This is a genomic window from Acidovorax sp. BoFeN1, assembly GCF_003345135.1.
GTDB classification, from domain to species: domain Bacteria; phylum Pseudomonadota; class Gammaproteobacteria; order Burkholderiales; family Burkholderiaceae_C; genus Acidovorax; species Acidovorax defluvii.
Genome location: NZ_QOZT01000042.1, coordinates 1 through 21,197 on the forward strand (window position 1 = coordinate 1; position 21,197 = coordinate 21,197).

22 protein-coding genes are annotated in these 21,197 nt (G+C 64.2%); 15 read left to right on the forward strand and 7 right to left on the reverse strand.

Annotated elements, in window-relative coordinates; all coding sequences use genetic code 11:
• Window positions 1-182: 182 nt before the first annotated feature.
• Complete coding sequence (locus DTW89_RS10855; protein WP_114655979.1) at window positions 183-803, forward strand: DUF937 domain-containing protein; 621 nt, start codon at window positions 183-185, stop codon at window positions 801-803.
• 218 nt (window positions 804-1,021) lie between these two features.
• Entirely contained in the window at window positions 1,022-1,462 is a 441-nt protein-coding gene (locus tag DTW89_RS10860) for a CBS domain-containing protein (RefSeq protein WP_024815856.1), read from the forward strand.
• A gap of 230 nt (window positions 1,463-1,692) precedes the next feature.
• Here the strand turns inward: DTW89_RS10860 and DTW89_RS10865 are convergent, their stop codons facing one another.
• The 3 genes from DTW89_RS10865 to DTW89_RS10875 form a co-directional block, all read right to left on the reverse strand.
• On the reverse strand, window positions 1,693-2,505 hold the full coding sequence (locus DTW89_RS10865; RefSeq protein WP_114655962.1) for an ABC transporter ATP-binding protein: 813 nt from the start codon (window positions 2,503-2,505) through the stop codon (window positions 1,693-1,695).
• 107 nt (window positions 2,506-2,612) lie between these two features.
• Window positions 2,613-3,557, reverse strand: a complete 945-nt coding sequence (gene ntrB, locus DTW89_RS10870) for a nitrate ABC transporter permease (RefSeq protein ID WP_114655963.1) — start codon at window positions 3,555-3,557, stop codon at window positions 2,613-2,615.
• Window positions 3,558-3,605: 48 nt separating this feature from the next.
• Entirely contained in the window at window positions 3,606-4,850 is a 1,245-nt protein-coding gene (locus DTW89_RS10875) for a CmpA/NrtA family ABC transporter substrate-binding protein (protein WP_111867913.1), read from the reverse strand.
• A gap of 352 nt (window positions 4,851-5,202) precedes the next feature.
• Here DTW89_RS10875 and DTW89_RS10880 point away from each other — a divergent pair, with 352 nt between their 5' ends.
• The 11 genes from DTW89_RS10880 to DTW89_RS10930 all read left to right on the forward strand — a co-directional run bounded on the left by DTW89_RS10880 (window position 5,203) and on the right by DTW89_RS10930 (window position 14,116).
• Window positions 5,203-5,751, forward strand: coding sequence for a sigma-70 family RNA polymerase sigma factor (locus DTW89_RS10880; protein WP_236637109.1), 549 nt, complete (start codon window positions 5,203-5,205; stop codon window positions 5,749-5,751).
• A 61-nt stretch (window positions 5,752-5,812) separates the two neighbouring features.
• Complete coding sequence (locus DTW89_RS10885; RefSeq protein WP_147277648.1) at window positions 5,813-6,013, forward strand: hypothetical protein; 201 nt, start codon at window positions 5,813-5,815, stop codon at window positions 6,011-6,013.
• Window positions 6,014-6,044: 31 nt separating this feature from the next.
• Entirely contained in the window at window positions 6,045-7,100 is a 1,056-nt protein-coding gene (locus DTW89_RS10890) for a permease (protein WP_114655965.1), read from the forward strand.
• Between the two features lie 29 nt (window positions 7,101-7,129).
• Window positions 7,130-7,363, forward strand: coding sequence for a thioredoxin family protein (locus tag DTW89_RS10895; RefSeq protein ID WP_114655966.1), 234 nt, complete (start codon window positions 7,130-7,132; stop codon window positions 7,361-7,363).
• Window positions 7,360-7,797, forward strand: coding sequence for an OsmC family protein (locus tag DTW89_RS10900; RefSeq protein WP_114655967.1), 438 nt, complete (start codon window positions 7,360-7,362; stop codon window positions 7,795-7,797). Before DTW89_RS10895 ends, DTW89_RS10900 begins: the two co-directional genes overlap by 4 nt.
• Window positions 7,794-8,684 carry a cation diffusion facilitator family transporter gene (locus tag DTW89_RS10905; RefSeq protein WP_114655968.1) on the forward strand — a complete coding sequence of 297 codons (891 nt, stop codon included), beginning with the start codon at window positions 7,794-7,796 and terminating at the stop codon, window positions 8,682-8,684. The genes DTW89_RS10900 and DTW89_RS10905 overlap by 4 nt, the downstream gene beginning before the upstream one ends.
• Before the next feature lie 250 nt (window positions 8,685-8,934).
• Window positions 8,935-9,543: a TetR/AcrR family transcriptional regulator gene (locus tag DTW89_RS10910; RefSeq protein WP_024815846.1), complete on the forward strand. Its 609-nt coding sequence runs from the start codon at window positions 8,935-8,937 to the stop codon at window positions 9,541-9,543.
• The gene (locus DTW89_RS10915) at window positions 9,540-10,691 is read left to right on the forward strand and encodes an efflux RND transporter periplasmic adaptor subunit (protein ID WP_114655969.1); all 1,152 of its coding nucleotides are present in this window, start codon (window positions 9,540-9,542) and stop codon (window positions 10,689-10,691) included. The genes DTW89_RS10910 and DTW89_RS10915 overlap by 4 nt, the downstream gene beginning before the upstream one ends.
• Entirely contained in the window at window positions 10,688-11,893 is a 1,206-nt protein-coding gene (locus DTW89_RS10920) for an ABC transporter permease (protein ID WP_111867900.1), read from the forward strand. Before DTW89_RS10915 ends, DTW89_RS10920 begins: the two co-directional genes overlap by 4 nt.
• A gap of 1 nt (window position 11,894) precedes the next feature.
• Complete coding sequence (locus DTW89_RS10925) at window positions 11,895-12,605, forward strand: ABC transporter ATP-binding protein (protein ID WP_024815843.1); 711 nt, start codon at window positions 11,895-11,897, stop codon at window positions 12,603-12,605.
• Window positions 12,606-12,634: 29 nt separating this feature from the next.
• Window positions 12,635-14,116 (forward strand): efflux transporter outer membrane subunit, encoded by a 1,482-nt coding sequence (locus tag DTW89_RS10930; protein WP_114655970.1) that lies wholly within the window; start codon window positions 12,635-12,637, stop codon window positions 14,114-14,116.
• Between the two features lie 36 nt (window positions 14,117-14,152).
• On the opposite strand, the gene DTW89_RS10935 is transcribed toward DTW89_RS10930, so the two are convergent.
• The 4 genes from DTW89_RS10935 to DTW89_RS10950 form a co-directional block, all read right to left on the reverse strand.
• Window positions 14,153-14,392, reverse strand: a complete 240-nt coding sequence (locus DTW89_RS10935; protein WP_114655971.1) for a thioredoxin family protein — start codon at window positions 14,390-14,392, stop codon at window positions 14,153-14,155.
• 31 nt (window positions 14,393-14,423) lie between these two features.
• Window positions 14,424-15,869: a permease gene (locus DTW89_RS10940; protein ID WP_114655972.1), complete on the reverse strand. Its 1,446-nt coding sequence runs from the start codon at window positions 15,867-15,869 to the stop codon at window positions 14,424-14,426.
• 48 nt (window positions 15,870-15,917) lie between these two features.
• The gene (locus tag DTW89_RS10945; RefSeq protein WP_114655973.1) at window positions 15,918-17,399 is read right to left on the reverse strand and encodes a SulP family inorganic anion transporter; all 1,482 of its coding nucleotides are present in this window, start codon (window positions 17,397-17,399) and stop codon (window positions 15,918-15,920) included.
• A gap of 318 nt (window positions 17,400-17,717) precedes the next feature.
• The gene (locus DTW89_RS10950; RefSeq protein ID WP_024815838.1) at window positions 17,718-18,344 is read right to left on the reverse strand and encodes an ANTAR domain-containing response regulator; all 627 of its coding nucleotides are present in this window, start codon (window positions 18,342-18,344) and stop codon (window positions 17,718-17,720) included.
• A gap of 156 nt (window positions 18,345-18,500) precedes the next feature.
• Here DTW89_RS10950 and tsaD point away from each other — a divergent pair, with 156 nt between their 5' ends.
• Both tsaD and DTW89_RS10960 read left to right on the forward strand, forming a co-directional pair.
• Window positions 18,501-19,547: a tRNA (adenosine(37)-N6)-threonylcarbamoyltransferase complex transferase subunit TsaD gene (gene tsaD / locus DTW89_RS10955; RefSeq protein ID WP_114655974.1), complete on the forward strand. Its 1,047-nt coding sequence runs from the start codon at window positions 18,501-18,503 to the stop codon at window positions 19,545-19,547.
• A gap of 148 nt (window positions 19,548-19,695) precedes the next feature.
• Entirely contained in the window at window positions 19,696-21,147 is a 1,452-nt protein-coding gene (locus tag DTW89_RS10960) for an efflux transporter outer membrane subunit (protein WP_114655980.1), read from the forward strand.
• The last annotated feature ends 50 nt before the right edge of the window (window positions 21,148-21,197 follow it).

The following is a 21,197-nucleotide window of genomic DNA, read 5'->3' on the forward strand; positions in this document are numbered from 1 at the left end:
AAGGGCGGAAATCGGGCCTCAGCGCCCCGCGAACTGCCCAAATGGGCCGCGCGAGAGGCATAAAAGTCCAAAAAACTGCGTCATCCAGGTTTGCGCGGAAATTTTCGACGGCTTGTTCAGCGTAGCCCTAACATGTCAGCTGGGCCCGGTGGCCCACGCATTGATTTGAAAGGATGCACGCCATGAACTCCCCCACCTCCCTTGTTGATGAACTGATGGCCCAGCTTCAGGGCGCCCCGCTGCAGCAAATGGCACAGCAACTGGGCACCAGCCCCGCGCAGACCCAGGACGCCGTGGGCGCGGCCCTGCCGTTGCTGCTGGGCACGCTGGGGCGCAATGCAGCCCAGCCCCAGGGCGCCATGGACCTTTTTGGCGCATTGCAGCGCGACCACAGCGGCAGCCCTGATCTGGGCGGTCTGCTCGGTTCGCTGCTGGGCGGCGGCGGCAGCGCGGGGGGCGGCCAGCCCGATGGCGCGGCCATCCTGGGCCACATTTTTGGGGGCAACCAGCAACGTGCCGAGACCGGCTTGGGCCAGGCCACGGGGCTGGGCTCCAATGCCGGGCAGTTGCTGCAGATGCTGGCGCCCATCGTGATGTCGTTTTTGGCGCAGCGCATGAGCTCGGGCGGCATGGACGCCGGCGGCCTGGGCCAGGTGCTGGGCCAGGAGCAGGCGCGGGTGCAGCAGCAAGGGGGCCTGGGTGGTGGTTTGCTGGGCAGCCTGCTCGATCAGGATGGCGACGGCCAAGTGGGGCTGGGCGACCTGCTCAAGATCGGCGGCGGCCTGCTGGGTGGTCGGCGCTGAGGTGGCGCGTGATTTGCTCTATTTTTAATAGCTATCAGCGCTTTATGGATAAGAGCTAGAGCATTATTTGACCAAAAAAAGGTTTTGCGGCGCGATGGGGCACTGCGGTGGTGCCAGTTGTCGCACAACAGGCCCCTTGCCATGGCGGTGTTGCGCGCAAGGCAGGATGCGTTGAAACTCTTTGGCGTTCGCCCACCATTTTTTTATCGAGGTCCCTTATGACTGCCGTTGCTGACATTCTCAAATCCAAGAGCGACAACACCGTCCATGCCATCGCACCCGGAGACTCAGTGCTGGATGCGCTCCAGCGCATGGCCGAAAAACGCATCGGGGCCCTGCTGGTCATGGAGGGCGAAACCATTGTGGGCATCGTCACCGAGCGCGACTACGCCCGCAAGATCGCCCTGCTGGGGCGCACGTCCGCAGCCACGCTGGTGCGGGATGTCATGACCGCCGACGTGATGTATGTGCGCCCCACCCAGACCAGCCAGGAGTGCATGGCGCTCATGACCGAAAACCGCCTGCGCCACCTGCCGGTGGTCGACGGCGCCAGGCTGGTGGGGCTGATCTCCATCGGTGACCTGGTCAAGGACATCATTTCCGAGCAGCAGTTCATCATCGAGCAGCTCGAGCACTACATCACGGGCGGCGTGCGCTGAATGGGGTGACAACCCCCTGAGGCGCTTGCGCGCCTTCCCCCTTCTCTCGAATTGCTGCGCAATGCGGGAAGGGGGACGCAGCCAGTGCGGCGGGGCGGCCCTTGCACGGCTGCCCTGGTTTGGCCCGCGCCGGTTACATGGGTGCGTGGCCGGAGTGAAGCGCAATGGATGACGCCAACGTCAAAAAAAGCCCTGGCTGCGTGTGGCCAGGGCCCTTTGGTGGTGCCGGATCAGGCCGCCTTTTCCACATGCGCCTGGCGCGTGTACAAGAAGTCGATCACCGCCTTGCGGCAGTGCACATAGCGCGGGTCTTCGGCCAGTGCCACGCGGTTGCGCGGGCGCGGCAGGTCAACGGCCAGCACCTCGCCAATGGTGGCGGCGGGGCCGTTGGTCATCATCACGATCTTGTCGGACAGCAGCACGGCCTCGTCCACGTCGTGCGTCACCATCACCACCGTGCTGTGCGTGCGTGCCACGATCTCCAGCAACTCGTCCTGCAGCTTGGCGCGGGTGAGTGCGTCGAGCGCACCGAAGGGCTCGTCCATCAGCAGCACCTGGGGTTCCATGCTGAGCGCACGGGCAATGCCCACGCGCTGCTTCATGCCGCCCGAGATTTCGCCGGGGCGCTTTTGCGCAGCATGCGCAAGGCCCACCAGCGCCAGTGCCGCATCGGTGCGGGCCATGAGCTGTGCCTTGTTTTCGGTTTTGCCGAACACCCGCTCGACTGCCAGGTGCACGTTGTCAAAGCAGGTCAGCCAGGGCAGCAGCGAGTGGTTTTGAAACACCACCGCGCGCTCGGGGCCGGGGCCCTTGATCTCCTTGTTGGCGCACAGCAGGGCACCGGCAGTGGGGGTGTTCAGGCCGGCAATCAGGTTGAGCAGCGTGGATTTGCCGCAGCCCGAGTGGCCAATCAGCGCCACAAACTCGCCCTGGGCGATTGCCAGGTCAACGCCCTGCAGCGCAGTGAAAAGCCCCTTGCGGGTGCGAAAGGTCTGCTCGACACCCTGTATCTCGATGAACTTGCTGGTGAGAGATGTATGCATGAAGAACTCCTGGTTTTTCGGTGGACCACCGTGGAACCGGCTTTGCCGGGCCACTGGTGGTGCCCCCTTGAGGGGGTGACGCGCCGCAGGCGCGGCTCAGGGGTGGGTCAAGCCTTCACTTCTTCAAACGTGAAGGCGCTGGCCAGCTTGATGAGGGCATATTCCAGCACCAGCCCGACGATGCCGATCACGAAGATGGCGATGATGATGTTCTTGACGTTGAGGTTGTTCCACTCGTCCCACACCCAAAAGCCAATGCCCACGCCGCCGGTCAGCATCTCGGCTGCCACGATCACCAGCCAGGCCGTGCCCACCGCCAGGCGCACGCCGGTCAGCAGGTAGGGCAGCACGGCGGGGAACAGGATCTTGGTGAAGATTTTCCACTCCGACAGGTTGAGCACGCGCGCCACGTTCATGTAATCCTGCGGCACCCGCTGAACGCCCACCGCGGTGTTGATGATCATGGGCCAGATCGAGCAGATGAAGATGGTCCAGATGGCGGCCGGGTTGGCGCCCTTGAATACCAAGAGGCCAATGGGCAGCCAGGCCAGCGGCGACACCGGGCGCAGAAGGCTGATGAGCGGGTTGAACATGCGGCTCAAAAACTCGAAGCGCCCAATCGCAAAGCCCGCCGGAATGCCCACCGCCGCCGCCAAGCCAAAGCCCACGGCGACGCGTTCGAGCGACATCAGCACGTTCCAGCCCACGCCCTGGTCGTTGGGGCCGTTGCGATAAAACGGGTTGCTGAACACGTCCAGCGCCTGTGCCCAGGTTTCGCGGGGGCCGGGAATGCTGTTGCCGGTGCCGGCAGAAACCAGCGCCCACACCCCCAGCAGCAGGCCCAGGCCGCACAGCGGCGGCAGCACCGCCAGCCAGAAGCTGCGGGAGCTGGCAGTCCAGTCCCGGTCTGCCGGGGCCTTGGTGGGTGTGGTTTTTGAGTGTTTTTGGCTTGTAGTGCCCGTGGGTAGAGCGCTAGTAGCTATATTATTAATAGCGTCTTGCGTTGCTGCAGGGGCGGTATCCAGCGGGGCATGAAATACGGCACTGACCATGGTGTTCTCCGGTAGACAGGACGAGGTGGGGCAGATGACTGCGGGCTGTCAGGCCTTGAGCTTGAAACCGTCGGCGTATCTGGCGGGGTCTTTGCCGTCCCACACCACGCCATCCACCAGCTTGTGGCTGCGCATGTCGCTCTTGGGCAGCGGTGTTTTGGTGGCGGTGGCCGCCTGGCGGTACACGTCCATGCGATTGATCGCCTTGGCCACGCCAAGGTAGTCGGGGTGCGCCTTCAGCAAACCCCAGCGCTTGTGCTGCGTAAGAAACCACATACCGTCAGACAGGTAGGGGAAGTTCACCGCGCCGTCGTTGTAGAACTTCATGTGGTTGGGGTCGTCCCAGGTCTTGCCCAGGCCATCCTGGTAGCGGCCCAGGATGCGCTGGTTGATGGCATCCACGCCGGTGTTCACATAGGCCTTGCCGGCAATGGTTTCGGCCATGCGGGTCTTGTTGGCCAGGCTTTCATCGATCCAGCGGCTTGCCTCCAGAATGGCCGCCGTCACGGCGCGCGCGGTGTTGGGGTATTTCTGCACAAACTCCGAGGTGGTGCCCAGCACCTTTTCGGGATGGTCTTTCCAGATGTCCTGGGTGGTGGTGGCTGTGAAACCGATGCCGTCCATGATGGCGCGGTGGTTCCAGGGCTCGCCTACGCAAAAGCCATCCATGTTGCCCACGCGCATGTTGGCCACCATTTGCGGCGGCGGCACGGTGATGACCTTGGCGTCTTTCATCGGATCGATGCCGTTGGCTGCCAGCCAGTAATAGAGCCACATGGCGTGCGTGCCCGTGGGAAAGGTCTGGGCGAAGGTGTATTCGCGCTTTTCGGCCGCCATCAGCCGGGCCAGGCCCGCGCCATTGACGGCGCCCTTGTCCGCCAGCTTTTTGGACAGCGTGATGGCCTGGCCGTTGTGGTTGAGGGTCATCAGCACGGCCATGTCTTTCTTGGGCCCGGCCAAGCCCAGGTGCACGCCATAGACCAGGCCATACAGCACATGGGCAAAGTCGAGCTCGCCGTTCACCAGCTTGTCGCGCACACCGGCCCAGCTGGCCTCTTTGGTGGGGATGATGGTCACGCCATGCTTCTTGTCGAAGCCCATCACCGACGCCATCACCACGCTGGCGCAGTCGGTCAGCGGAATGAAGCCGATCTTCACTTCCTTCTTCTCGGGGGCGTCCGAGCCCTGGGCGTGGACGAGGGCGCGCAGCGCGGGGCTCACGCCCGTGGCGCCCACGGTGGCGGCTTGCAGCACGGTGCGGCGGTTGAGGCTGGTTTTGAGCAGATCAGTCATGGGGCTTCCCTTGGGCGTGACAAACAAAAAGAGGCGTCCTCACACCGCGCCTGGCTGCAAGAAGCAGCAGTGCGCGGGTGGGGACGCCTTTGTCCGGGTTCTGGCCGCATTCGCCCGCCGTTGGGCGATGCAGCCATGCAGACCTGTGAGGGTCTGAACCTACTAATGCAAGGCCTGTGCCAGCTTGGAAAAGTGGTGTTAGCTATTGAATCAAGAGCGTCTAGCTCAATGATTCAGGGCGCTTTGGCGCGATTGAGCGACCTGGCGCCACAGCCCGCAGTGCCCCGGTCTTGTGCGCTGCACCATCGTGGCGCTGTGGTCGGCGCTGTTGCAGTGGATAACAATGCGATGCATGAGTGATACCTCGACGCCGACCTGTCTGATGACCGCGTGGCACGCGCACGAAACCGAGTTGCAGCGCTGGCTGACCCGGCACCTGAACGACCCCGTGGCGGCGCAGGACCTGCTGCAAGACGTTTTCATCAAGGCCTTGCGCCAAGGCCGCCGGTTCTGCGACGTGGCCAACGCCCGTGCCTGGCTGTTTGAGGTCAGCCGCAACACCCTGACGGATCACCTGCGCCGGCACCACCCTCTGGATGCCTTGCCTGACGACCTGCCAGCGGTGGAGGCAGACCCGCCGGCTGCGGTGGACAGCCTGGCCACCTGCTTGCCGCGCGTGCTTGCGGAGTTGAGCGCGTCGGACCGGGATGCCATCGTCCAGTGCGATCTCAACGGCATGGGGCAGGAGGACTATGCCCGCATGTTGGGCATCACCGTGCCGGGGGCCAAATCCCGTGTGCAGCGCGCCCGAAAGCGCCTCAGGGAACGTTTGCTGACCTCGTGCCAGGTGGTGCTGAACGAGCGCGGCGCGGTGTGCTGCTTCACCCCACGTCCGAAATAAGCGCAGCTGCATCTTTTGGGCAGTTGCTGCGTCTTCTGACTCAACGACACAGGAGATGCACATGTGCATGGGTTACGCCAAAGACATCAAGGCCTGGGCTTGCCCCCAGGAAATGGAACGCCGCGAGGCCGCATTGCACCAATGGGGCGACTTGCTGCACCTGGAAGACCACGCGGCGCAGGCAAGTGATTCGGCTCCGCCCGTGGCCGACACGCAGATAAACGCGCTCGAGCGTGCGCCCGAACGTGCGTCGGCGGCTTGACGGCGATGGCATCCCTCCAGAGGTTTTGCCAATGATTTCGTCCGAACTGAAAACCCCAAAAATCCCACCTTTGACGCGCTGGGTGCTCGCGCTGGCGCTGCTGGCGCCTGCCTGGTGGTGGAGTTACACCCACCTCACCGATTTTGCGGATGCCCTGTTGGTGCAGGCGGGGCTGACGCGCCAGACCGCACTGGGCGAGGCGGTGCACTTCTTCTTTTTTGACACGCCCAAGGTGCTGCTGCTACTGACCGGGGTGGTTTTCGTGATGGGCGTGGTGCAGACCTTCTTTGCGCCCGAGCGCACGCGCGCCCTGCTGGCGGGCAAGCGTGCAGGGGTGGGCAACGTACTGGCCGCATTGCTGGGCATCGTGACCCCGTTTTGCTCATGCTCGGCCGTGCCCTTGTTCATCGGCATTCTCTCGGCGGGTGTGCCGCTGGGGGTGACCTTCTCTTTTCTGATCTCGGCTCCCATGGTCAACGAGGTGGCACTGGTGATGCTGCTGGGCCTGTTTGGCTGGAAAGTGGCCGCCCTCTACCTCGTGCTGGGGCTGACCGTGGCCATCGTGGCCGGCATCGTGATCGGCCGCCTGCGCATGGAGCGCTATCTGGAAGACTGGGTGCTGGCCGTTGCCAACGGGCAGAGCGCGGCCACTTACGACGGCGATGGCATGGGCTGGGTCCAGCGCCTCCAGGCCGGTGGGCACCATGTGCGCGAGATTGTGGGCAAGGTCTGGCCCTACGTTGTCGCGGGCATTGCGCTGGGCGCGGGCATCCACGGCTATGTTCCACAAGACTTCATGGCGGCCATCATGGGCCGGGATGCCTGGTGGTCGGTGCCGGTGGCCGTGCTGCTGGGTGTGCCCATGTACACCAATGCGGCGGGCGTCATTCCGATCGTGCAGGCCCTGCTGGGCAAAGGTGCAGCGCTGGGCACGGTGCTGGCGTTCATGATGAGCGTCATTGCCTTGTCCGCGCCCGAAATGATCATTTTGCGCAAGGCCCTCAAGCCGCGCCTGATAGCCACCTTTGCCGGCGTCGTGGCCTTGGGCATTTTGCTGGTGGGCTATATCTTCAACCTTGTGCTGTGAACATTCATCACTACCAACCAGGATTCGCCATGAAAGACATCAAGGTACTCGGCTCCGGCTGTGCCAACTGCAAGACCACCACCGCCCTGATCGCGCAGGTTGCCCGTGACAAGGGCGTCGCCGTGAATATTGACAAGATTCAGGACATGCAAGCCATCATTGCTTACGGCGTCCTGGCCACGCCAGGGGTGGTGGTGGATGGCAAGGTCGTTCACGCCGGCGGGGTGCCCCAGCGCGACAAGATCGAGGCGTGGCTGGCATGACGGGTGCCGCCAAACCCAAATTGGTGTTTGACGTGGTGTCGGTGCGCCTGAGTGCGCAGGCCAGCCAGGCGCACTGCAAGCAGGCCACGATTGCACTCGATACGGACATGGCGGGCAATCCCCAGGCGTTCAATCCCGCAGAATTGCTGCTGGCAGCCCTGTCGGCGTGCATGATCAAGGGGATCGAGCGGGTCATTCCCATCCTCAAGTTCGAGCTGCGCGGGGTCGAGGTTCATGTGCATGGGGTGCGCCAGGACGTGCCCCCTCGGCTGGAGTCCATTTCCTACGAGATCACCGTGGACACCGACGAGCCGGATCGCCGCCTGGCCCTGCTGCACGAGAACGTCAAAAAATACGGAACGGTGTTCAACACCGTGTCGCCGGGCACCGAGCTCTCTGGCCTTTTGCGCCGCAAGGAAACAGGCAATCCATGAGCGCTGCACGCGAGCACAGCCACGCACCCGCCAGCTACAGCAGCGCCTTCGCCATCGGCATCGCGCTCAACACGCTCTTTGTGGCGGTGGAGGCGTTTTACGGCTGGAAGATCAACTCGCTGGCCCTGCTGGCAGACGCGGGGCACAACCTGAGCGATGTGGCCGGGCTGATTCTGGCGTGGGGCGGCGCTCTGGCGGGGCGCCTTCGGCCAGATGACCGGCACACCTATGGCTGGAAGCGGGCCACCATTTTGGCGGCGTTCATCAACGCGATGCTCTTGCTGGTGGCCATGGGCTCGCTGGCCTGGGAGGCCATCGACCGGTTGAACTCCCCCCAGCCGATCGAAGGGGTCACGATCATGGTGGTGGCGGGCCTGGGCATTGTCATCAACACCGTGACGGCCCTGCTGTTCATGCGGGGCAGCCATGACCTGAACATCCGTGGCGCTTTTCTGCACATGGTCGCCGATGCGCTGGTTTCGGCCGGTGTGGTGGTGGCGGGTGGGCTCGCCCTCTGGCTGGGCTGGGACTGGCTGGACCCGGTCGTCAGCCTCGTGATTGCTGCCGTGATCGTTCTGGGCACCTGGGGCCTGTTCAAGCAGTCGGTGCACCTGCTGTTTGATGGCGTGCCCTCCACGGTGGACCTGCCCGCCGTGCGCGCCTGGCTGCTGTCCCTGCCGGGTGTCACCCGCGTCCACGATCTGCACATCTGGGCGATGGGCACCTCCGAGGTGGCCCTGACGGCGCATCTGGTCATGCCCGATGGCCACCCGCAAGACGCCTTCTTTCAGAACATCACGCACGAGCTGCATGAGCGGTTTGACATCGAGCACGTCACGGTGCAGGTGGTGCGTGAGCCTTTTACGCAGTCGTGTGCGGGTTCATGAACAGGGCTGCGGCACGAGGGCGCAACTGTAGCTGCAGTGGCAGTGGCAGTGGCAGTGGTCGTTGCGGTAGCGCTTTCATCTGCCCAGCCGCATAGGCAGCCGGTTGCCTCGGGGGGGCTGAAAAACGCCAAAGCCAGCATGCGCCACACCGTGGCGAGGCTGACGGTTTTTTGCCCTGAATTCTTTTTTGCGTTTCTACCGTTCTTCGCATAAGATAGTAATCAATTACTATCTATTGATCGGGGTTTTCGTGGAAATCCATCCCAAGCATCTGCCGGCCGATGAGCGTCGTGCAGTGACTGTCGAGGCGGTTGTGGCGCTGGCGGGTTCACAAAACCCCAGCGAGATCACCACGGCGGCCATCGCCAAGCACATGAACCTGACCCAGGGTGCGCTGTTTCGGCACTTTCCGAACAAAGAGGCCATTTGGCAGGCCGTCATGGAGTGGGTGGCAGACCGTCTGCTGGCCCGAATTGACCGGTCCGCACAGGGCATCGAGTCTCCCCTTGCGGCCCTGGAGGCGATGTTCATGAGCCATATCGAGTTCGTGGCCGAGCACCCAGGCGTTCCCCGCATGATGTTTGGCGAGCTGCAGCGCGCTGAGTCGACTCCGGCCAAGCGCATGGTGCAGACCCTGATCCAGCGCTACGGCGAACGCTTGCATCGTCTCATCGAGAAAGGCAAGGCCAGCGGCGAGCTGTCGGCCTCGCTGGACAACGAGGCGGCCGCCACGCTGTTCATTGGCACGGTTCAGGGCCTGGTCATGCAGTCGTTGCTGGCGGGCGATGTGGGGCGCATGCACCGCGATGCGCCCAGGGTTTTTGCCATTTATCGGCGTGGAATCGGGAGTCACCAATGAAAAAATTGCCCTTGCAAGGCCGCACCCTCGCGCTGCTGGCCGTTGTCGTTCCGTTGTTGCTGCTTTTCATCTACGTGGGTTTGCGCTCGGGGCCGCTGGCGCCGGTAGCCGTGACGGTGGTCGAGGTGCAATCACGGGCCATCACGCCCGCGCTTTTTGGTATTGGCACGGTGCAGGCGCGCTACACCTACAAGATCGGGCCGACGGTGGCCGGGCGCGTCAAACGCCTGGAGGTGCAGGTAGGTGATCAGGTCAAGGCCGGACAGGTGCTGGGCGAAATGGAGCCGGTTGATCTGGATGACCGCGTGCGCTCACAGGACGCGGCCTACAAGCGGTCCCAGGCGGCCTTGACTGAGGCACAGGCCCGCCAAGCCCACGCGCAAACCCAGGCGCGCCGTTATGAGCAATTGCTCGCGGTGCGCTCGACCAGCGAAGAAATCGTTGCCACCAAACGGCAAGAGCTGCAGATCGCCGATGCCGCCCTGTCTGCGGCGCGGGAAGAAACCGCCCGGGCCCGCTCAGACCGCGAAGCGCTGGTGGCGCAGCGGAGCAATCTGCGCCTGATCGCGCCGGTGGATGGCGTGGTCGCCGTGCGCGATGCCGACCCCGGCACCACCATTGTTGCGGGCCAGGCCGTGGTGGAAGTGATCGACCCCAAGAGTTTGTGGATCCATGCGCGTTTTGACCAGATCAGTGCATCGGGGCTGGCCGCAGGGCTGCCTGCCCGCATTGCCTTGCGTTCGCGCACCGGCCAAGTGCTGGAAGGCCATGTGCTCCGGGTGGAGCCCAAGGCTGACGCGGTCACCGAGGAAACGCTTGCCAAAGTGGCCTTCAGCAGCATCCCGCAACCACTGCCCCCGGTGGGAGAGCTGGCCGAAGTCACGGCCGACCTGCCCACGCTTGCCGCTGCTCCATCGGTTCCCAACGCCGCCATTCGTCGTGATGGTGACAGGGTGGGGGTCTGGAAAATAGTGCAAGGCGATCTGCAGTTTTCTCCGCTCAAACTGGGTGCCACCGACCTGCAGGGCTACGTGCAGGTGCAAGAAGGGCTCAGCAACGGTGACCAGGTCGTGACCTACAGCGAAAAGGCACTGACGGCGCGCAGCCGCATCAAGGTGGTGGAGCAGATTCCCGGAGTTTCGCGATGATCAGCCTGGCCGGCCGCGACATTCTCCACGCCTGGGGAAAATTCGTTTTCACCGGCATTGGCCTGGGCCTGCTGATTGGGGTCACTCTGGTCATGGCCGGGGTGTACCGGGGCATGGTGGACGATGGCAAGGCGCTGCTCGACAACAGTGGCGCAGACCTGTGGGTGGTGCAAAAGGACACTCTGGGCCCCTATGCCGAGCCGTCCAGTCTCAACGATGACGTGTACCGCACCGTGCTGGCCATGCCGGGAGTGGCCCAGGCCGCCAACGTGACTTACCTGACCATGCAGGCCCGCAAGGGCGACAGCGATGTTCGCACCATGGTGGTGGGCATCGCCCCTGGCGCGTTGGGGGCCACGCCGGGCTGGCCGCCGTATCTGGTGGCGGGGCGCCAGATCACCCGGGGCCATTACGAGGCCGTGGCCGACATCGCCACCGGCTTCCAGCTGGGTGACGCGGTCAAAATCCGCCGCAACCACTACACCGTTGTGGGGTTGACCCGGCGCATGGTGTCCTCCAGTGGCGACCCGATGGTGTTCATTCCGCTCAAGGACGCGCAGGAGGCCCAGTTCCTCAAGGACAACGACGCCATTTGGCAAAGCCGGCGCCGCACCGAGGCCAACCCGGTCTTCAACCGACCCGGTGTTCCGGGCTTGCTGGATGCCGTGGTGGCCTCGCAGAGCACCAACGCGTTCGTCAATGCCGTGCTCGTCACGCTCAAGCCGGGGCAGGAGCCTGAAGAGGTGGCCGAGTCCATCCGCCGCTGGAAACGCATGACGGTTTACACCCGGGCGCAGATGGAGGGCATTCTGGTGGGCAAGCTGATCGCCACCTCGGCCAAGCAGATCGGCATGTTTCTGGTGATTCTGGCTGTGGTGAGTGCGGCCATCGTGGCCTTCATCATCTATTCGCTCACGATGGACAAGATCCGCGAGATCGCCGTCTTGAAGCTGATTGGCACGCGCAACCGCACCATCGCTGCCATGATCTTGCAGCAGGCGCTTGCCCTGGGCGTGATTGGCTTTGTGGTGGGCAAGATCACGGCCACCTTTGCGGCGCCGCTGTTTCCCAAATACGTGCTGCTGATGCCAGCCGACTCGATCGTCGGTTTTTTTGCCGTGCTCGCCATCTGCGTGCTGGCCAGCATTGTTGCCATTCGCATGGCGCTCAAGGTCGATCCGGCCGAAGCGATTGGAGGCTGAAATGGTCGGCAAAGGCATACGCATCGAAGGCTTGCGCAAACGTTATGGCGAAGGCGACACCGCTGTCGATGCCTTGAAAAACGTGGACATGCACGTCGAGCCGGGCGAGGTGGTGGGATTGATTGGCCCTTCGGGTTCGGGCAAGAGCACGCTGCTCAAATGCCTGGGTGCGGTAATTGACCCGAGCGGCGGCCGCATGACGCTGGGCGACGAAGTCATCTACGACGAGGGCTGGAAAGTGCGCGACCTGCGCGCCCTGCGGCGCGACAAGATCGGGTTCGTCTTCCAGGCCCCCTACCTGATTCCGTTTCTTGACGTTACCGATAACGTGGCGCTGCTGCCCATGCTCGCGGGCGTTGCCAATGGCGAGGCGCGCGCCCGGGCCCTTGAACTGCTCACGGCGCTGGACGTGCAACACCGCGCGCGTGCCATGCCCTCGCAGCTCTCGGGTGGCGAGCAGCAGCGGGTGGCCATTGCGCGTGGCCTGGTCAACCGCCCGCCCGTCATCCTGGCCGATGAACCCACCGCGCCGCTGGACAGCGAGCGTGCCATGGCGGTGATCCGCATCCTCAACGACATGGCCCGCAGGTTCGAAACCGCCATCATCGTCGTGACCCACGACGAAAAAATCATCCCGACTTTCAAGCGCATCTACCACATCCGCGACGGCGTGACCCATGAAGAAGCCGGTGAAGGGCGGGGGTTCGAATGAGAGAACGATGGAATGAAAAAGAGGTTTTTATGACCAACCGTCAACACCGCCGCGCACGCCGATTTGCAGCCATTTGCCTTGTGGCCGGCTTTGCCGCAGCCGGTCTGACGGGCTGCGCCGTTGGCCCTGATTTTCAGCGCCCCGTGGCACCCGATGCGACGCGCTACACCGCCACCGCGATGGCCGCCCACACTGCGTCTGCCCCCGCGCCGTTTGGTCAGGCACAACGCCTGGTGCCAGGGCTTGCCATCGATGCGCAGTGGTGGCGTGCGCTGGGTTCTCCGGCACTCGACGGGCTGATCGACGAGGCGCTTCAGGCCAGTCCGACCCTGGCGAGCGCCCGCGCCAATTTGCGGCAGGCACAGGAGCTTGTGTCCGCACGTTCAGGTTCAACGCAATTTCCGCAGGTGGATGTCGGGCTGGGTGCCCAGCGCCAGCAATCGAACCCCAGCAGCCAGGGGCAGAGCGGTGATGCGCGCCAGTTCAGCCTTTACAACGCCAGCGTGGGCGTGCATTACAACCTTGATCTGGCGGGTGGCAATCAGCGCGCACTTGAAGCCCTGGCTGCACGCGCTGACTACCGCCGCTTCGAATGGGATGCTGCGCGCCTTGCGCTGGCTGGCAACATCGCGGCCGCTGCCATCACCCGTGCGCGCCTTGCCGCGCAACTGGACGCAACCACAGACATCGTGCGTGCGCAGGACGAGCAGCTGCGCCTGACCAACGAGCGCGTGCGGTTTGGCCAGGCATCGCCCGATGAAGTGTTGGGCCTGCAGGCCCAGGCAGAGCAAACGCGCGCTGAACAGCCTGCGCTGCGCAAACAACTGCAACAAACCGAGCATCTGCTGGCCGTGTTGGCCGGTCGTGCGCCGGGTGCCGGTGGCGTGCCTGCCTTCACGCTGAGCGATTTCACCCTGCCGGCCGATCTGCCACTGATGGTGGCTTCGGAGCTGGCGCGCCGCCGCCCGGATATCCAGGCGGCTGAAGCGTTGCTGCATGCGGCCAATGCGGACTATGGCGTGGCGGTCGCCAGGCTCTACCCGCAGCTCAACCTGAGCGCCAGTCTGGGCTCCCAGGCGCTGACCGCTGGCGCCCTGTTTGGTGGTGGTTCGGCAGTGTGGGCCCTGGTGGGGCAAATCACCCAGCCCCTGTTCAACCCCGGGTTGCCTGCCGAGAAACGGGCAGCGCTTGCCGCTCTGGATGCTGCTGCCGCCAACTACCAGAGCGTGGTGTTGCAGTCTTTGCGTAACGTGGCCGACACCCTGCGCGCGCTGGAAGGCGATGCGCAGTCCTTGGCGGCCCTGGCGGGCGCTGATTCGGCAGCACAGTCTTCCTTGCAGTCGGTGGAGCGGCAATACCTGCTGGGTGCTGCCAGCTACTTGCAGTTGCTGGTGGCGCAGCAACAGGCACAGCGCATGCGGACCAGCCTGGTGGCAGCCCAGGCGCAGCGCCTGGTCGACAGTGTGGCGTTGTATCAGGCGCTGGGTGGTGGCGTCAGCTTGGGCGATTAATCGCCCAGGTGGCCTGCCTCTCGGGTGCCCGCGGGATCAGGCGGTGGCCAGCCACTTGGCCACATCCGCAGTGGCCGGAATGCGGCCACTGCTCATGACCTTGTCATTGATCACCAGCGCCGGGGTGGACATCACGTCATAGGCCATGATCTCTTTCATGTCGCTGACCTTGACAAACTCGGCCGCAACATTGGCCCGGGTGGCGGCTTCACGGGCGACGGCTTCGAGCTTCTTGCAATTGGCGCAGCCAGAGCCGAGGATCTTGATGGTCAACATGTGAAATCTCCTGAAAAATGAGGGAAAGACATCAGGCCTGGGGCTGACCCGCGCCTCGTGCGCGCGACCAGAAGAAAGTGGTCACCACAACCAGCGAAAAAAGCCCCAGGGCCATTGCGGTGGATAGAAGTGCCGCACCATCAATCCAGGTGCCATAAATGAACCCTGCACAGATGCTGAACAAGGCCACCAGGCCCACGTAAGCGGGGGTTTTGGTGCGGCCAATCACGGCGGCAACCATCAACATGCTTTGCAGGCTGAGCTCGGGGTCGGCCATCAGGTAGGCCAGCAGTGGGCCGGGGTGCATGCCCAGGTCCAGGAACATGCGCGCCACCGGCACCTCGACCAGGGTGGGGAAGTACATGAACACGCCAAACCCCACCGCCACCGCGTTGGCCAGCACCGTGTTGCTACCAGCTACTGCCTCAATCCATTCGGGGCGGATGACCTGCCGCACCATGCCCACGATGAACACACCCACGATCAGCAGCACGAAAATCTGCTTGACGAAGCGCCAGGCTTCCCACAACCAGGCTTGCCATTCATCGGCGGGCAGTTGGCGGGCGAAGTGCCACACCGCCCCCAGCGCAAGGCCCACACCCAGCACACGGCCAGTCAGGGCGAACTCCAGGCCGTCGGCGACAGGTGTCAGGCGCGCGGCAGCCACCAGCAAGGTGGTTGCAGCCAGGCCCAGTGCCACCCAGGTCCAGCGGTTGGCGCCATCCATGATGTTTTCCATGCCTTTCCAGGCCGTGGCCGCAATCATGAACAGCAGGGCTATCAGGACCGAGCCCTGAAAGCTCACGCCTTCTTCGCCTTTGGCCGCATCAAACGGTACCCACGCAAAAAGTGTGTCTTGCCACGCCTGAGCCCAGCCCAAAGGCAGCGTGGCGGAGCCCACGGTGGCTGTGAGGGGCCAGAGTTTCAATGTGCCTGCGATCAGCAGCGCCACCAGCGACAGCAGCACGCCAAGCGCAGCGGGGGCTATCTGCGCTTTGTCGGCAAAGGCGTCATCGGTTTCAGCATCGTGCGTGGCGTCATCGCGCCAGAAGATGCGCGACATCAGCAGACCGATGCCGATACCAAACAACAAACACAAGACCACCCGTGCCACCGCAAACTCAGGCCCCAGGATGCTGCCGGTGTAGGCCAGCGCCATGATGTTGCCCGCAGGCGCAAAAAAGAGAAAAGTGATGGCAGGCCCAATGCCTGCACCCTTGCGGTAAATGCCGGCAAACAAGGGCACGATGGTGCACGAGCACACCGCAATCAGCGACCCGGCCAGGGCCGCCGCCGGGTAAGAAACATAGGTCGGCGTGCTGCGACCGAGCCACCGGGTGATGCTGGCCTTGGGGATGAGTGCCGCCATGGCGCCCGCAATGAAAAACGCGGGCAGCAAACACAGCAACACATGCGCCGCAAGGTAAGAAGCCAGACTTCCGGCACCGCCGTTGAGCAGCTTGAGCATCAGATCCATGGTTCACGCCTTCAGCAGTTGCTGCGTTTCATTTTTGTGGCGGCAGGCTCAGTGCCCCATTAATATGCCGTCAGCGATGTCTTTGTCGTGCACGCCGAACCTGTCGACCAGGGTGGCGCTGGCTTCGTTGAGCCCCAGCACCTCCACCTCAGCCCCTTTGCGGCGGAACTTCAGCACCACCTTGTCCAGCGCATTGACCGCAGTGATGTCCCAGAAGTGGGCGTGCGTGAGGTCGATGCGAACGCGGCGTGGCGAGGCGTCGAAATCAAACGCATCGACAAACCGGTCGGCAGAGGCAAAGAACACCTGGCCATAGATCGCATAGCTGCGCGTTTCACCATCGTCTTCGGTCTGCGCCTCGATCAGCAGAATCTGGGCAATCTTGTGGGCAAAGAAGAAGCCCGACAGCAGCACACCCGTGAGCACACCGCGCGCCAGGTCGTGGGTGTAGACGGTCACCGCCACGGTGGCCAGCATCACCACGCTGGAGCTTTTGGGGTGCTCGCGCAGGTTTTTGAACGAACCCCAGTTGAACGTGCCGATGGACACCATGATCATCACCGCGACCAGGGCGGCCATGGGGATCTGCTTGACCCAGTCCCCCAGGAACACCACCAGAATCAGCAGCACCACCCCCGCCACCAGCGTGGACAAGCGCCCGCGCCCACCGGATTTCACGTTGATGACCGACTGACCGATCATGGCGCAGCCCGCCATCCCGCCTATGAAGCCCGTGGCGATGTTGGCCACACCCTGGCCCACGCATTCGCGGTTCTTGTTGCTTTTGGTGTCGGTCATGTCGTCCACGATGGTGGCCGTCATTAGCGACTCCAGCAAACCCACCACCATCAGCGTGACGGAATACGGAAGGATGATGCCCAGCGTTTCCCAGGCAAGGGGCACATCAGGCAGCAGGAACACCGGCAGGCTGTCGGGCAGCTCGCCCATGTCGCCCACCGTGCGGATGTCCAGCCCCAGGTAAATGGAAACGCCGGTCAGGAAAACAATGGTCACCAGCGGAGACGGCACCACCTTGGTGATGTAAGGCAGCCCGTAGATGATGCCCAGACCCGCCGCCGTCATGGCATGCACCTGCCAGCCCACATTGGTCAGCTCGGGCAACTGGGCCATGAAAATCAGGATGGCGAGAGCGTTGACGAAGCCGGTAACCACCGAGCGGGAAACAAAACGCATCAGAACCCCGAGCTTGATCCAGCCAGCAATGATTTGCAGCACACCGGTCAACACTGTGGCGGCTAGCAGATACTGCAGCCCGTGGTCCTTGACCAGGGAGGCAATCACCAGCGCCATGGCCCCCGTGGCGGCGGAAATCATGCCGGGGCGACCGCCGGCGAAGGCAATGATGGTGGCAATGGAGAACGAGGCGTAGAGGCCAACCTTCGGGTCAACGCCCGCAATGATGGAGAACGCGATGGCCTCAGGGATCAGGGCCAATGCAACCACCAGACCGGCGAGCACATCGTTGCGGACATTGGAAAACCAGTCCAGCTTCAGGGTTTGTGGTGACATAGGGATCGCGGATCACCCGAACAGGGTGGTCCAAATACAGGGTGAGAGGTGCGCCAGGGGCCGTGCCCCGCGACAAAAACGGGAAAAGCAATGCCGGGCAAACTGCCCGTCGTGCATTGAGAACGTAAGCACGTTCTAAGGGGGTGTGACGGAAAAGAAGTAGCCGCGCGGCAATGCCGAACCCCGAAAGTGCACCGTGGCCGGTGGGTCAGAGTCGAAAAGCCGCGCCATGGGGGAAATTCTATCGCCCGGCAAACATCCGGTTGCATGGGGCTTTGCCAACGGGGCCCGCGCAGCCCACCGCCGTGGGCCGCCATCTCACCCCAACAGATCCACCATCTCCAGCATCCGCCTGGCCACCTCGCCCAACTTCAGGCCCTTGTCCATGGCGGTCTTGCGCAGTTTTTCATAGGCGGCTTGTTCGGACAGGCCCTGGCGCTGCATCAGCACGCCCTTGGCGCGGTCAATGGTCTTGCGGTCCTGCAGCTCGGTTTTGGCGTCGGCCAGCTCGGCACGCAGGGCCTGCTCGTGCTGAAAGCGCGCCATGGCGACATCGAGGATGGGTCGAATGCGCTGCGGCGCCAGGCCTGCGACGATATAGGCAGACACGCCGGCGGCCACGGCGTCTTTCACATGTGTGGTGTCTTCATCGTTGGTGAACATGACGATGGGGCGGCGTGCGGCGCGCGTGGCCATCACCACATGCTCCAGCGCATCGCGGGCCTCGCTCTCGGCGTCCACGATGATCATGTCGGGCTGCAACTGGGCCAGCCGCTCGCTCAAAAACACATCGGCCGGCAATGTGGCAATGAGGTTGAAGTTGTTTTCCAGCAGGCCAATGCGCAGCGCGCGCGAGCGTTCGGCCTGTGTGGCGGCGTGTTCGTCGTCGGGGTCGGCAATGGCCAGGTCGGGGGCCACCACCACAATGCGCAGTGCGTCGGTCATGCCATGCAGCATGCAAGATTTACGCCACATATTGGTGCGCCGGTTTGGTGCACAGCCCTGGTGCAAGGGTGCACCTGCCGCTGCGCCCAGCAGGGCGTTGCACCGGGTTCAACCCGCAGGCGTGGCAGTGCGGGCCCCGGGTTTTACACTTGGGGCATGAGCTTGCTGATCCTGGGTATTGAATCTTCGTGCGATGAAACCGGTGTGGCGCTGGTCCGCTCCACTGACGGGGCGGCCGTGCCCACCTTGCTGGCGCATGCCTTGCACAGCCAGATCGAGATGCACCAGGCCTATGGCGGCGTGGTGCCCGAACTGGCCAGCCGCGACCATATCCGCCGTGTGCTGCCCCTGACCGAGGCCGTTCTGGCCGAAGCGGGCCAGCGCCTTGCTGATGTGGATGTGGTGGCCTACACCCGGGGGCCGGGCTTGGCGGGGGCTCTGCTGGTCGGGGCTGGCGTGGCCTGCGCGCTGGGCGCGGCACTCGACAAGCCCGTGCTGGGTGTGCACCACCTCGAAGGGCATTTGCTGTCGCCCTTTTTAAGTGCCGACCCCCCTGAATTTCCTTTCGTGGCGCTGCTGGTATCGGGTGGCCACACCCAGCTCATGCGCGTGGATGGCGTGGGGCGCTATGAATTGCTGGGCGAGACCATTGACGATGCGGCGGGCGAGGCGTTTGACAAGTCGGCCAAGCTGATGGGCCTGGGCTACCCTGGCGGGCCGGCCTTGTCGCGCCTGGCCGAGCAGGGCAGCGCCACGGCGTTCAAGCTGCCCCGCCCCTTGCTGCACAGTGGCAACCTCGATTTTTCTTTTGCCGGCCTCAAGACAGCGGTGCTCACGCAAGCCAAAAAACTCGGGGATGAGCTGCAAGCGCGCAAGGCCGATCTGGCCGCCAGCACCGAGGCGGCCATTGTGGATGTGTTGGTCAGAAAAACGCTGACCGCCCTGCGCCAGACGGGTCTGCAGCGGGTGGTGGTGGCCGGCGGCGTGGGGGCCAACCGGCACCTGCGCAGCCAGCTCAATGCGGCCTGCGCGCAGCAAAAGGTGCGCGTGCACTACCCCGAGCTGCACCTGTGCACCGACAACGGCGCCATGATTGCCATGGCTGCTGCCATGCGGCTGCAGGCGGGCCAGCAGACGGCCAACCGCGACTATGCGTTTGACGTCAAACCCCGCTGGCCCCTGCACGCCCTGGCCGCGTCCTGACATTGCGTTGAACAACGAGACCGGGCATGCCGCCGTGGGGCCTGCGTTGGCGATGTGCAGCAGCTTTACCCGGGCTTCACTCTTCTGCATCGGGCAATACATGCCCGCACCGCACAATGGTGCATGCAACGCTTGCCGCTTCTTTCCCATGAATGAACCATCTTTTGCCGCTGCCGGGCGCACGCCCTTGCGCGGCCCCTTTCGTTTTCGGGCTGCTTTCGGGTTTTTGGGGGTGACCTCGGCGGTGGCCCTGCTGGCCGGCTGTGCCAGCCTGGTGTCGCCCGACAGCCGCTTGCCACAGACCCCGGTTCCGTCGGCGTGGTCGGTACAGCCACCGTCCGGCAGCGTGGGGCTGGCGCAGCCGGTCACACCGCTGGCGCAGTGGTGGCAGCGGTTCAACGACCCACAGCTCACGCAGCTGGTCACTCAGACCCTTCAGTCCAACACCAGCCTGCGCAGCGCGCAAGCCTCCTTGCAGCAGGCGCGTGCCCAGGTGGATGTGCAGTCTGCAGGCCTGCTGCCCAGTGTGGGGACTTCCGCCTCGGCGCAGCGCAGCCGGGCATCGAACAACACGGGCAGCAGTTTTCAGGCGGGTTTTGATGCCAGCTGGGAGCCCGATGTGTTTGGCCGCCTGCGCAGCGGCGTGAGCGCCAGCGCAGCCGACGCCCAGGCCGCCGAGGCCAGCCTGGCCGACGTGCAGGTGTCTCTGGCCGCCGAAACGGCCGTCAACTACATCGAGTTGCGGGGCCTGCAGCAGCGGCTGGCCATTGCGCGCAGCAACCTGGCCAGCCAGCAGGAAACCCTGCAGATCACCCAGTGGCGCCTGCAGGCCGGGCTCACCACCTCGCTGGTGGCCGAGCAGGCCCGCGCGGCGGCCGAGCAGACGGCCGCGCAGATTCCGGTGCTCGAGTCCAGCCTGGCCCAGTCGCGCCACAGTCTGGCCGTGCTCACCGGGCAGGCCCCGCTGGCGCTGGATGGGTTGTTGGCCGACTCGGTCGCCGTGCCGCAGCCCGCGCAAGACCTTGCGCTGGCCATTCCTGCCGAAACGCTGCGCCAGCGGCCCGATGTGCGTGCTGCCGAACAGCGCATTGCCGCTGCGCTGGCGCGGGTGTCGCAGGCCGATGCCGCGCGCTACCCGGACTTCCGTATCTCGGGCAATCTGGGCCTGCGCGCCCTCACGGTGGGGGCCCTTACCAACGGCAGCTCCATCGCCAGCGCCTTGCTGGCCAGTGTGTCGATGCCGCTGATGGATGGTGGCGCGGCGCGTGCCCAGGTGCGTGTGCAGGAGGCAGCTTTGGAGCAGGCCCGTGTGGGCTATGAGGCTTCGGTGCTCACGGCGCTGAAGGATGTGGAAGATGCCCTGGTGGCACTGCGCGGCGATCGTGAGCGCCTGGTGCGGCTGCAGGCTGCTGCCGATGCCGCAGGCAATGCAGCCTTGCTGGCCCAGCAGCGCTACAGCAGCGGCCTGATTGACTTCCAGTCGGTGCTGGAAACCCAGCGCACGCTGCTGTCCACCCAGGACAGCGTGGCCGCCACGGTGGCCAGCATTTCTGCCGACCATGTGCGGCTGTACAAGGCGCTGGGCGGCGGCTGGCAATAGCCCGCGCCAGCCCCCGAACGCGCACCCAACCCCTACCGAATGCCATGGCC